This is a genomic window from Ruegeria sp. C12 (assembly GCF_056537745.1).
The window spans coordinates 565,382-577,854 of sequence record NZ_JBQFSA010000001.1; the positions used below are offsets into that span (position 1 = coordinate 565,382).

At 59.7% G+C, this 12,473-nt stretch carries 10 protein-coding genes; 7 read left to right on the forward strand and 3 right to left on the reverse strand.

The genetic code is table 11. The features are described 5' to 3' along the window. Positions 1–92: 92 nt before the first annotated feature. The 3 genes from ACR0C9_RS02620 to ACR0C9_RS02630 all read left to right on the forward strand — a co-directional run bounded on the left by ACR0C9_RS02620 (position 93) and on the right by ACR0C9_RS02630 (position 3,039). Complete coding sequence (locus ACR0C9_RS02620) at positions 93–449, forward strand: VOC family protein (RefSeq protein WP_170621339.1); 357 nt, start codon at positions 93–95, stop codon at positions 447–449. A 107-nt stretch (positions 450–556) separates the two neighbouring features. Continuing rightward, the gene (locus ACR0C9_RS02625; RefSeq protein WP_170621341.1) at positions 557–1,834 is read left to right on the forward strand and encodes a DUF3422 domain-containing protein; all 1,278 of its coding nucleotides are present in this window, start codon (positions 557–559) and stop codon (positions 1,832–1,834) included. Positions 1,835–1,902: 68 nt separating this feature from the next. Further along, positions 1,903–3,039: an MFS transporter gene (locus tag ACR0C9_RS02630; RefSeq protein ID WP_480780326.1), complete on the forward strand. Its 1,137-nt coding sequence runs from the start codon at positions 1,903–1,905 to the stop codon at positions 3,037–3,039. Positions 3,040–3,045: 6 nt separating this feature from the next. On the opposite strand, the gene ACR0C9_RS02635 is transcribed toward ACR0C9_RS02630, so the two are convergent. From ACR0C9_RS02635 to ACR0C9_RS02645, 3 genes are all read right to left on the reverse strand, one after another. Further along, entirely contained in the window at positions 3,046–4,026 is a 981-nt protein-coding gene (locus tag ACR0C9_RS02635) for an ABC transporter permease (protein ID WP_170451997.1), read from the reverse strand. Next, positions 4,019–5,026, reverse strand: coding sequence for an ABC transporter permease (locus ACR0C9_RS02640; protein ID WP_170523487.1), 1,008 nt, complete (start codon positions 5,024–5,026; stop codon positions 4,019–4,021). The genes ACR0C9_RS02635 and ACR0C9_RS02640 overlap by 8 nt, the downstream gene beginning before the upstream one ends. Positions 5,027–5,117: 91 nt before the next feature. After that, the gene (locus tag ACR0C9_RS02645) at positions 5,118–6,824 is read right to left on the reverse strand and encodes a peptide ABC transporter substrate-binding protein (RefSeq protein WP_170451993.1); all 1,707 of its coding nucleotides are present in this window, start codon (positions 6,822–6,824) and stop codon (positions 5,118–5,120) included. Positions 6,825–7,109: 285 nt separating this feature from the next. Between ACR0C9_RS02645 and ACR0C9_RS02650 the strand changes: the two genes are divergently transcribed. Genes ACR0C9_RS02650 through ACR0C9_RS02665 form a run of 4 tightly spaced genes read left to right on the forward strand, consistent with a single transcriptional unit; the run spans position 7,110 to position 12,467 of the window. After that, positions 7,110–8,930 carry an ABC transporter ATP-binding protein gene (locus ACR0C9_RS02650; RefSeq protein ID WP_170451991.1) on the forward strand — a complete coding sequence of 607 codons (1,821 nt, stop codon included), beginning with the start codon at positions 7,110–7,112 and terminating at the stop codon, positions 8,928–8,930. Positions 8,931–8,935: 5 nt separating this feature from the next. Beyond that, positions 8,936–10,102: an acetylornithine deacetylase gene (gene argE / locus ACR0C9_RS02655; protein ID WP_480780327.1), complete on the forward strand. Its 1,167-nt coding sequence runs from the start codon at positions 8,936–8,938 to the stop codon at positions 10,100–10,102. 20 nt (positions 10,103–10,122) lie between these two features. Next, the gene (locus ACR0C9_RS02660) at positions 10,123–11,289 is read left to right on the forward strand and encodes a M20 aminoacylase family protein (protein WP_170451987.1); all 1,167 of its coding nucleotides are present in this window, start codon (positions 10,123–10,125) and stop codon (positions 11,287–11,289) included. A 14-nt stretch (positions 11,290–11,303) separates the two neighbouring features. After that, positions 11,304–12,467 carry a M20 aminoacylase family protein gene (locus ACR0C9_RS02665; protein ID WP_480780328.1) on the forward strand — a complete coding sequence of 388 codons (1,164 nt, stop codon included), beginning with the start codon at positions 11,304–11,306 and terminating at the stop codon, positions 12,465–12,467. Positions 12,468–12,473 lie beyond the last annotated feature (6 nt).

The window sequence follows — 12,473 nt, forward strand, 5'->3', positions numbered from 1 at the left end:
TTGCCCCCAAAACCCCAAGGATATTTGTGGCCAGATGAAGCGGGCGGAATGTGGTAATCTGGGTCGGAACCAAACTGTGCAGGAGGTCGGATATGGAAAAGGTAAATGGCATCGGTGGCGTGTTCTTCCGCGCGCGCGACCCAAAAGCGCTGAGCGCCTGGTACGAGACACATCTGGGCGTCAACCACTATGACCCTGCCCCCTGGAAGCAGCGTGAAGGCTATACGGTATTTGCTCCGTTTGCTGAGGACACCGAGTATTTCGGCAGGGCCGAGCAGCAATGGATGATCAATTTTCGGGTCGATGATCTTGCAGCCCTGACGGAACAACTTCAGGCGGCGGGGATCGCTGTGGAAACCAACCCGGACTGGGACAGCGAGGTGGGCAAGTTCGCCCGAATTCACGACCCTGAAGGCAATCCGATTGAACTGTGGCAACCAAATCAATGAGATAGCGGATTTGTATGCCGTTGCATTCATGTAAGTATATGAAATAAAAAGAGAATTGATGTATTCGCTGGATCGCATATAGTCCGTGACACGGTACGGAGCGATCTATGACACCCATTCAGGACCACCCATTGCGCTATGCGCTGGCCAATGAGCTGCATGCGCGGCCCTTTCCGGTTGCTCAGGTGCCCTGCACGGTTGCCTTCCTTGCGATCAAAATGCCGGTTGATGCAGCCGGTCGGGACAAGAGCGACGATATCGCTCATTTGACGGATCTTCTGGATCGTCACGGGGCACCGCATCCGCAGCCCGCAGCAACGCATTACGCGGGCCAGATCGGTCGCCATTGGTTGAAATGGGAACAGCACACCGAGTTTGTCACCTACACGGCCATTACGCCAAACGTGAGCGACCGGGCGTTCAATCCCGCCGATTTTGAGGTCTTTCCGCCTGATTGGCTGATGTCCAGCCCGGGCCAAAGGGTGACCTCAATTCTGATGCGCGTTGTATCGCGCCCGGACGACGCGCAGATCAGGGCCCATCTGCTGGATTGGTTCGAACCCGAGAGTCTGGCCGTTGCCGGTGTTCTGGATGGCGCGGCCATCTGCGCCAGTGATTTTCGCATCGATCCGGCCGGGCATATGCGCTTTGCCCTGTTTGTCTCGGACGGAACCGGCAACAGGCGCACCGGGCGGGTCATCCAGCGCCTGTGCGAAATCGAGACCTACAAGGCCATGTCGATGCTTGGCTTTGCGCGGGTTAAAACCCTGATGCCGCGCATTGGTGAGTTGGACAAACGGTTGTCCGAGCTGATGGTCGAGATGACCGACGGCGGCAAACATCCCGACGATCTGCTGCCCGATCTTCTGACAACTTCAACCGAGTTGGAGACCTTGTCGGCCCGCTGTGCCTTTCGCTTTGGGGCCACCGGTGCCTATGAAGCCATCGTAAACCAGCGCATCGAGGTGTTGCGGGAAGAACGGTTTCAGGGTGGGCAGAGCTTTGCGGACTTCATGATGCGCCGATACGATCCGGCCATTCGAACCGTAAAATCCACCGAAAAGCGGCTGCAGACCTTGTCGGACAGGGCAATTCGGGCGGGTGATCTTCTGCGAACGCGGGTGGATGTAGAGCGCAGCGCGCAGAATCAGGCATTGCTGGAAAGCATGGATCGCCGCGCTGATCTGGCCCTGCGTTTGCAGCACACGGTCGAGGGGCTGTCGGTTGTTGCGATCAGCTATTATGCGGTCTCTCTGGTCAGTTACCTGTTGTACCCGCTGACGTCCGCGGGGTTGAGCAAGGGCACATTGACCGCGCTGATAACCTTGCCTGTCATTCTGGCAGTGTGGTTCGCGGTGCGCCGTATTCGCAAGCGGTTGGAGTGAACGACGCTTGCGCGAGCCCTTAGGCTTTGTAGTAGTGGCCGGGCAGAAAAGCCAATCGGAGCGTTCAAATGATCAGTGTTGTTTCGGCATGGCGGGCTGTGACCGCGATGTTCATTCTGAACGGTGCTCTGTTTGGCATTTGGGCGTCCCGTATTCCTGCCGTCCGTGACCATCTGCAACTCAGCCACGAAGACTTGGGCTATGGTCTGCTGTTCATGGCGGCGGGGGCAGTGTGTTCCTTTCCCATCACCGGGCGGCTGACCGACCGGTTCGGGGCGGTCGCGATCACTCGGATCATAGCCGTTCTTTATACCGGGTCCCTGATCCTGTTGGCGATGTCGGACAGTTTCACCATGTTGGCCGCCTTTCTGTTTCTGTTTGGAGCCTTCCACGGGTCGATGGACGTGGCCATGAATGCCTGGGCGGCTGAGGTCGAGCAGGCCTTTGACAAACCGCTCATGTCCTCATTCCACGCGATGTGGAGCCTTGGGGCAGGGCTGGGGGCCATCAGCGGATATGCCGCGGTTCAGTTGCAGATGAACGTGTTGCAGCACTTTCTTGCCGCAGGTGCTGTCGTCGTGGCTTTGGCCTTGGCGCTGTCCTGGGTGCAGTGGACGTCTCGCCGGGCAGAGCAATCGCATGGCGCGGTTTTTGCCTTCCCGTCCGGCGTGTTGATCCTTGTTGGCTTCACGGCGCTTTGCGGCGCATTGGGCGAAGGCGCAGTCGCCGATTGGAGCGCCTTGTTCCTGCGCGATGTCACCGGAGCGGCTGAGAGCGTTGCGGCGTTGGGCTATGCGGTCTTCTCGGTCGCGATGGTGGTGTGCAGGCTGGCCGGAGGCTTCCTAATTGCGCGGGTCGGGCCGGTTGCGGCGGCGCGCGGCGGTGGCGTCTTTGCGGCGGTGGGTGTGTTCTGCGTGGTCTCGGCAGGGGCAGCGCCTTTGGCGCTGGTGGGCTTTACTTTGATGGGTGTGGGCTATGCGGTGATCATGCCATTGGCGTTCAGCCGGGCGGCCAATGATCCGCAGATACCGCCGGGGCAGGCCATCGCCAGTGTTGCTACGCTTGGTTATGGGGGGCTGTTGATCGGGCCGCCGCTGATCGGGTTTCTGGCCGAGTTGCTGACGCTGCGGATGGCGTTTGCCGTATTGCTGCCGCTTGCCGTTCTGATCGTGGTGTGTGCCGGCGCGCTAAGGCGCGCCGACTGAGTTCGCTTAACGCCCGCGAATACGCGGATCCAGCGCGTCGCGCAGGCCGTCGCCCAGGTAGTTGACGCTGAGCACGGTGAGCGAGATCGCAAGGCCGGGCCAGAACACACGTTCGGGGTATTGCTGCAGGTAATCGACACCATCAAACAGCAGGCGGCCCCAGGTCGGGAAGTCGGGCGGGAAGCCCAGCCCAAGGAAGGACAACGCGCTTTCGGTGATGATCGCGGTTGCAATGCCCAAAGTGGCCGACACCATGATCGGGGACAGCACATTGGGCAGGATATGCCGCGTGATGATCTGCGTGTTGCTGGTGCCTATAGAACGCGCGGCCAGAACGAATTCACGTTCCTTGATCGCCAACACGTCGCCCCGCACGATCCGTGCGGTGGGCATCCATGAGGTGATGCCGATGGCGCAGACGATCAGGATGAAGATCCCACGCTCCAGCCCGAAGGCCGCCGACAAGGGCTCGCGGAACAGCAGCATCATGACCAGCAGCAGGGGCAGCAGGGGCAGGGCCAGGAACAGATCGGTCAGGCGCATCAGCGGTCCGTCGAGCCGTTTGAAGAACCCGGCGACCACGCCGATGAACGAGCCCAGGAACAGCGCCAGCAACATCGCGGTGATACCCACCGAGACCGAGGTCTGCCCGCCGGACATCATCCGCGCCAGAATATCTCGGCCCAGTTGGTCAGTGCCAAACGGGTGCGCCCAGCTTGGCCCCTGATTGCGCGCCCGAATGTCGATCTGCGTCGGATCGATGGTCCAGACATAGGGGCCAAGATAGACGGCAGCGACGATAAAGATGAACAGCATCGCCCCGATCATCGCGCCCTTGTGGGTCTTGAACTGATCCCACACGTCGCGCCACTGACTGCGCGGCGGGGTGGTCAGGTCGTCCATCACGCCTGCAGTTGGCAGGGCGGTGGACGCTGGCGCAATGCCTTCATCCGGGACCAGCGTATCGGTACGATCATGATCAGTCATAGCGAATCCTCGGGTCCAGAATGCCGTAGAGCACGTCTGCGATCAGGTTGAACAGAACGATCAGCACGGCAAAGATGAAGGTCAGGGTCTGCACCATCGGCAGGTCGTTGGCCTGAATGGCCCCGATCAGCAATTGGCCGATGCCGTTCACCTTGAACACCTGCTCGGTGATGATGGCGCCGCCGAAGATGGCCGGAATACCCAGCGCGATCACGGTGACCACGGGGATCATCGAGTTGCGCAGGACATGCACCATTACGACCGTATATTCACTGAGGCCCTTGGCACGGGCGGTGCGGACGTAATCCTGATTGAGGTTGTCCAGCATTGACGCACGCATGAAGCGGCTAAGCTGTGCCGTGATCTGTAGTGCCAGAACCATGACGGGCATGATCATCTGTTTCAGCTGCAGCATGAAGCTGTCCCAACTGTTGACCACAAGAGTTGTGTCATAGATCGACGGGAACCAGCCCAGTTGCACCGAGAAGATCACGATCACCAGAACGCCCGAGAAAAACGGCGGGACCGAGAAGCCGACCATCGACACGAAGGTGCCCATCTGGTCGAACCACGAATACTGGCGATAAGCGGAATAAATGCCGATGGGCAGGGCGATCAGGATGGCGACCACATAGGCGGTGCCGACAACCCACAGGGTCTGCGGGATACGCTGAACGACGATGTCCATGACGGGCGAGCGGGTCTGCCACGAAATCACTCGCAGATCACCTTCCGAGAAGGTGGTGCCGAACATATGGTCGACCAGCACCTGCGGTTCGATCCAGAAGAACTGCACGATCCATTTCCAGAACCTGATATGCATCGGCTGGCCAAGGCCAAGCGCCTCGCGCATCTTCTCTTTGACTTCGGGGGGGACGGTAAGCGGAACCTGCGCCATCGGGTCGCCGGGTGCGAGTTCGAGGAGCAGGAAGATGACGAGGCTGATGAACAGCAGCGTGGGTACGGCCAGCACCAGTCGTCTGATGGTAAAATTGAGCATTAAGAGGCGCCTTTATATGCGTCTTCTTGTTGGAGTGGTGTGCAAAGGGCCGCGCCCCGAAGATCGGGGCGCGGCTTTGCAAGGCTAACGCTTAGGAACCGGTCTTGCGGTACCAGTCAGCGATATTCCAAAGTTCGCTGTCCCAAACGTTCAGGACCACGCCACCCAGCGTGTTTGCATGTGCCGACAGACGACCACGGTGCACCAGCGGGATCATGCCGCCGTTCTGAACCATGATATCGTTCAGCTGCTTCGCGATCTCGGCACGAGCCTCCAGACCGGCGGTTTCGGCCAGCTGACCATGCAGCTTGTCGAACTCTTCGTTGCAGAAGCGGCTGATGTTCTCACCCTGCCACTGCGTGTCCGGACGCGGAGCTTTGTCGCACAGGCCGTTGCCCAGATAGGACTGCGGGTCGGTGCCGTTGAAGGTGTTGGCGTACATTTCAACGTCGGCGTAGAACTTCTGGAACGTGTCGGGCGAACCCGGATCACCACCGAAGAAGACCGATGCGTTGATGTTGCGCAGTTCGGTTTCAACACCGATCTGGCTCCACCATTCCTTGATCAGCGCCTGGAAGTCCTGACGGACGGCGTTGGTCGAGGTCTGATAGACGATTTTCAGCGGAACGCCGTCTTTTTCACGAACGCCATCGCCGTCGCTGTCCACGATACCGGCATCATCCAGCAGCTTCTTCGCGCCTTCAATGTCCTGCGTGTCGCAGCTCATCGAGGTCGAATTGAACGCAGCGGGGGCCGGAACCCAGTTACAGGTCACTTTACCCGCCTGACCGTAGCCGATCTCAACCAGCAGCGGCCGGTCGATTGCCATGGACAGCGCCTTGTAGACGGCCGGGTCCTGCAGGAACGGGTGCGGATGCGCAGCCGTCGAACGCTCACCTTCGGGCAGGTCGGGTGACGGGTTGGTCTGGTTCAGCATGATACGCTCGACCAGCGGGCCAAAGCCTGCGACCGGGGTGCCCTTGCCGCCTTCTTGCATCTGCGCGATCACTTCGGGCGCAAGCTGCAGGTTCCAGGCGTAATCGAACTCGCCGGTTTCCATGACCGCACGACCGGCAGCCGTTGCATCGCCGCCGCCCTTGAAGGTCACGGTCGCGAAGGCCGGTTTCGCCGGGTCACGATAGTTGTCATTGGCTGCGAATGTGATCACGTCGTTCGGCTTGAACTCGGTGACGACAAACGGGCCGGTTCCGATCGGGTTAAAGTTCTGGTCGGTGCATTCCGGGGCCTTCGCACCCAGGCAGTCTGCGAACTGAGCGGCCTGAATGATCGGGCTTTCACCGCCCACGAACGGGCCGTAAGGGAAGGGGGTCGGTTTGTCGAAAGTGACTTTGACGGTCAGATCATCCACCGCTTCGACCGAGGTGACGCCCTCGAACTTGGTGACCTGAGCACAACCGCCTTCCGGGTGCATGCAGTAGTCAGCAGTGAATTTCACGTCTGCCGAAGTGAACGGAGTGCCGTCCGACCAGGTGATTCCCGGTGCGATCTTCCATGTGATCGAGGTCAGATCCTCGCTGACACCACCATTTTCGACGGTCGGAATTTCCGATGCCAGGAAGGGCACCATGTTGCCGTCCTGGTCGTAGCGCGCCAGCGGTTCGATCACCAGCGAAGCTGATTCCACATCCTTGGTACCGCCCGACAGGAACGGGTTCAGGATCGAGGGTGCTTGCCAATAGATGATGCTTACATTGCCGTCCGAGCCGCGCTCGGCAAAGGCCATTGGGGCCATCGCCGTGCTTGCGATCGCACCAAGCAAAAGGGCTTTGATTTTCATCATACACTCCATGTTGGACACTTGCGTGTCTCGATTTTCTCCGCAAGGCCTGCGGATTAGGCGTTGCCGCAATGGGGGTAAGACGCTGATTTCATATCGCAAAATCAGTTCGCATTTTTGTGATGCCGTATTCTCCCCAACACGGTTACGCGAGGTATCGAAACAGAACTTTGGAAAAAAGCAAGGGTTGCCGTTGGGAAAAATTGCGACGGGTTTGACTTTTCCCGCCTCAGCGCCTTAGCGTCGGGCATTCGAACAAATCAGCCTGCCAAGGGGAGTGCGCACGTGCTGGACCAACCTATTGCCCAGATAAAAAAACTTCGGGTCGAGTTCCAAACCAAGGATGGCCCCGTGGTGGGCGTCGAGGATGTCTCGTTCGAGGTGAAGCCCGGCGAAACCGTTTGTATCGTTGGCGAATCCGGGTCCGGAAAGTCTGTTTCTTCACTGTCTTTGATGCGGCTGGTCGAGTTTGGCGGCGGCGAAATCGCGGGCGGAGAATTGCTGTTTGATCGCCGTGACGGGGACGAAATGGACCTGTCCAAAGCCGATCAGGATCTGATGAAACAGATTCGCGGCAACGAGATCGGAATGATCTTTCAGGAGCCGATGACAGCCCTGAATCCGGTTTTCACCGTGGGCCGACAACTGACCGAAGGTCTGCGCATCCACAAGAATATGTCCAAGACTCAGGCCGAAGAACGCGCCCTTGAACTGCTGCGTCAGGTGCGGATTCCCGAGCCGGAACGCCGTTTGAAGCAATATCCGCATGAACTGTCCGGCGGAATGCGGCAGCGCGTTGTGATTGCGATGGCAATGGCGTGTGAGCCCCGGCTTTTGATCGCGGACGAACCGACCACGGCGCTGGATGTGACGATTCAGGCCGAGATTCTGGCCCTGATGGACCGGTTGAAGCGGGAAACCGGCACGGCGGTGATGTTTATCACCCATGACATGGCTGTGGTGGCACAGATGGCCGACCGCGTGGTGGTTATGTTCCGTGGCAACAAGGTCGAGGAAGGCACCGTCAAGGAAATCTTCGAAAACCCGCAGCATGATTACACCAAGGCGCTGTTGGCTGCGGTGCCCAAGCTTGGGGAAATGCAAGGGAAATCCGCGCCCGAGCCGATGAAATTGCTGGGGGTAGAAGGCCAGACCATCGCCCCGATTCCCGGCACCGAAGAGGTGCTGCTGACGGTCAAGAACCTGACCACGCGGTTCCCGGTCAAAGGCGGGTTGCTGCGCCGCACGATTTCGAACGTTCACGCGGTCGAAGATGTGTCCTTTACGTTGAATCGCGGCCAAACGCTAAGTCTTGTGGGCGAATCAGGCTGCGGCAAGTCCTCGGCCGGGAGGTCGATCCTGCGTCTGGTTGAGCCGATGGCGGGCGAGATCGATCTGGATGGCGTCGATATCATGAAACTGGACCCCGGCGGCCTGCGCAAGGCGCGGCTGGACATGCAGATGATCTTTCAGGACCCGTTCGCCTCGCTGAACCCGCAGATGCAACTGGTCGATCAGGTGGCCGAACCGATGCGCAACTACGGTGTTGCTACCGGGTCGGAACTGCAGGACCGCGTGGCGCAATTGTTCGACAAGGTACAACTGCCGCGCAGCTTCATGCGCCGCTTCCCGCACGAGATGTCGGGGGGTCAGCGCCAGCGGATCGCGATTGCCCGCGCACTGGCCCTGAACCCCAAGCTGATCATCGCGGATGAGGCGGTCTCGGCGCTGGACGTGTCGGTGCAGGCGCAGGTGCTGAACCTGATGATGGAACTGCAATCCGAACTCAGCCTGTCATACCTGTTCATCAGCCACGACATGGCCGTGGTCGAGCGGGTCAGTCACCATGTCGGCGTCATGTATCTGGGCCGGATCGTCGAGCTTGGGCCGCGCGCGCGGGTGTTCGAGAACCCTCAGCACCCCTATACGCAGGCGCTGATGAAGGCGGTTCCGATTGCCGATCCAAACCAGCGGAAATCGGAAAAAGACCTGAATTTCAAACCGATCCCGTCGCCAATTCATCCAATCGACTACACGCCTGAACCCTCGGTCTATCATGAGGTCGAACCGGGCCATTTCATCCTGACGACGGATAGCGGGTACTAGGATCCATGGCACAGCGCCTGACGCCGCTTGAGATCATGACCAAGCTGATCTCGTTCCCGACTGTAAGCCGTGACACCAACCTGCCGCTGGTCGATTGGGTCGAAAGCTATCTGCGGGAACATGGGATTGAACCTCATCGCTGGCCCGATCCGGACCAGCCGCACAAGGCGGCCGTGTTTGCCCATGTCGGCCCGTGGGAAGAGGGGGCTGTGGTCCTGTCCGGCCACACGGATGTGGTGCCGGTGGATGGGCAACCCTGGGACACTGATCCTTTCACCGTTGTCGAAGAAGACGGCAAATATTTCGGGCGCGGCACCTGCGATATGAAGGGGTTTGATGCGCTGGCCATCTGGGCCTTGGTCGAAGGCCAATACGCAGACCTTAAACGCCCGCTGCAACTGGCGCTGAGTTTCGACGAAGAGATTGGCTGCACCGGCGCGCCGCCCATGATCGAGGCGATGCAGGGCGTTCTGCCGAAAGGCTCTGCCGTGATTGTGGGTGAGCCTTCGACAATGCAGGCAGTCACAGGCCACAAGGGCAGTTTTGGCTATGACACGCATATGGTAGGGTTCGAGGTCCACAGCTCGATCATGCACACAGGCGTCAATGCGATCATGCAGGCGGCGCCGCTGATCGATTGGGCAAATGATCAGAATGCACGTAATCAGGCGGCAAGGCCCAGCGATACCGCTGCGGTGTTCAACCCACCATGGTCGACCCTGCATGTGGGCATGATCGAAGGCGGTACGGCGCATAACATTACCGCCAAGGATTGCCGGTTCATGATGGACTTCCGCATTGTCCCGGACGAACGAAAAGCCGATTGGCGCGACGCGTATTTCCAGCAGGTGCGCGAGGTCGAGGCACGGATGCAGGCGGTCCACCCCGAGGCGCGGATCGACCTGTCCGAGAACTTCTCGATCCCCGGTCTGGTGCCGGAAGAGGATGGGGAGGCCGAGGTCCTGGTCCGCGCCCTGACCGGCGACAATGCCGGCCACGTGGTCAGCTATGGCACCGAGGCGGGTCAGTTTCAGGAAGCAGGCTATTCCGCTGTCATCTGCGGCCCCGGCGACATCGCGCAGGCGCATCAGCCGAACGAGTTTATCTCGGTCGCGCAGTTCGAAGCAGGCCACGCATTTATGAAACGGCTGCTGGAAAAGCTGACGGGCTAACCCGCCAAAGGAGGCACGACATGCCGGTGAAAAACAGACTTGCCGAGATGCATGGTGAAATCACCAAATGGCGTCGCCACCTGCATGCGCATCCCGAACTTATGTACGACGTCCACGAAACCGCAGCCTTTGTTGTTGAACGGTTGAAGGAATTTGGCGTCGATGAAATCACGCCCGGTATAGGCAAAACCGGCGTCGTGGCGGTGATCAAGGGCCGCACGGATACCAGGGGTCGCGTGATCGGGCTGCGCGCCGATATGGACGCCCTGCCGATCGAAGAAGCGACGGGGCTGGACTATGCCTCGACCGTTTCCGGCAAGATGCACGCCTGCGGGCATGACGGCCACACCTCGATGCTGTTGGGGGCTGCGCACTATCTGGCCGAGACGCGGAATTTCGATGGCACCGTGGTACTGATCTTTCAGCCTGCCGAAGAAGGCGGGGCCGGGGGCTTGGCCATGTGTCAGGACGGGCTGATGGACCGCTGGAACATTCAAGAGGTCTACGGGATGCACAACATGCCCGGCCTTCCGGTGGGCGAATTTGCCATCCGGCCCGGTGCTTTGCTGGCATCATCGGATGAGTTCGAAATCACCGTTACGGGCAAGGGCGGCCATGCAGCGGCCCCTCATGACGCGGTGGATACGACGCTTGTTGCGTCACATATTGTTGTGTCTTTGCAATCGGTTGTCTCGCGCACGGTGGACCCGATCAAATCGGTTGTTCTGACTGTCGGCACTTTTGAAACAGACAGTTCCGCGTCGAACGTGATTGCGCATACCGTCCGGCTGAAAGGCACCGTCAGAACGCTGGATCCGGAATATCGTACCATTGCCGAAGACCGCGTGCGCCGGATTGCCGAGGATACGGCCTCGGCCTTTGACGCATCGGCGCAGGTGAAGTGGAACCCCGGCTATCCGGTGACTGTGAATTCCGAGGCGGAAACCACCTATGCCGCAGAAGCCGCCGCAGCCGTTGCGGGTAAGGTGAATGACAGCACCGATCCCATCATGCCATCGGAAGATTTCGCCTACATGCTTGAAGAACGGCCCGGAGCCTACATCTTTGTTGGAAACGGGGACACGGCCATGTGCCACCACCCGGAATACAATTTCGATGACGACGCGATTCCCGCCGGCTGCAGCTGGTTTGCCGAGATTGTGGAACGACGATTGCCCATCGCCTGATAAGGGAGAATGACATGCCGATCAGAAACCGCCTTGCAGAACTGCACGATGAGATTACCGGCTGGCGGCGCGACATTCACGAACACCCCGAGATCCTGTACGACACCCACCGCACCAGCGCCCTGGTGGCCAAAAAGCTGAAAGAGTTCGGCTGTGATGAGGTTGTCACAGGCATCGGCCGTACCGGCGTGGTCGGGATCATCCGGGGCAAGACAGATACACAGGGCCGTGCGATTGGGTTGCGGGCGGATATGGATGCGCTGCCCATGCAAGAACAGACCGGGCTGGATTATGCCTCGAAAACCGCCGACGCGATGCATGCCTGCGGCCATGATGGTCATACGGCGATGGTTCTGGGCGCTGCAAAGTACCTAGCCGAGACGCGCAATTTCGACGGCACGGCAGTTGTGATCTTTCAGCCTGCGGAAGAGGGCGGCAACGGGGCCGAGGCCATGTGTCAGGACGGTTTGATGGACCGGTTTGGCATTCAGGAAGTCTATGCGATGCATAACGTGCCGGGCCTGCCCACGGGCCAATTCGCCATCCGCTCGGGGCCATTGCTGGCGGCGGCGGACGAGTTCGACATCCATCTGGAAGGTCATGGCGGGCATGCGGCCAAACCGCAGGAAACGGTGGACACCACAGTGATGCTGTCTCAGTTAATCGTGGCCCTGCAAACGGTTGTGTCGCGCAATGCCGACCCGATCCAGCAGGATGTGTTGTCTGTGACCTCGGTCGAGACGTCATCGAAGGCGTTCAACGTGATCCCGCAATCGGCCCGCGTTCGGGGCACGGTACGCACGCATTCCAACGAAATGCGCGAGATGATCGAAAAGCGGCTGAGCGAAGTTGCCACCGGCATCGCCGCCACGATGGGCGGCACCGCAAGCGTGACCTACAACAAAGGCGTTCCGGTCACGATCAACGCCGAAGAGCAAACCGGCTATGCAGAAGAAGCCGCGATTGCTGTTGGTGGAAGTTGCGGCGAGGCCCCAATGGTGATGGGGGGCGAGGATTTCTCATTCATGCTGGAAGAACGCCCCGGCGCTTTCATCATTCTGGGCAATGGCGACAGCGCCGGGCTGCACCACCCCGAATATAATTTCAACGACGAGATCATCCCAATCGGATGCTCGTGGTTTGCCGAAATGGTCGAGCGCCGGATGCCGGCGGCTTGAAGTAGG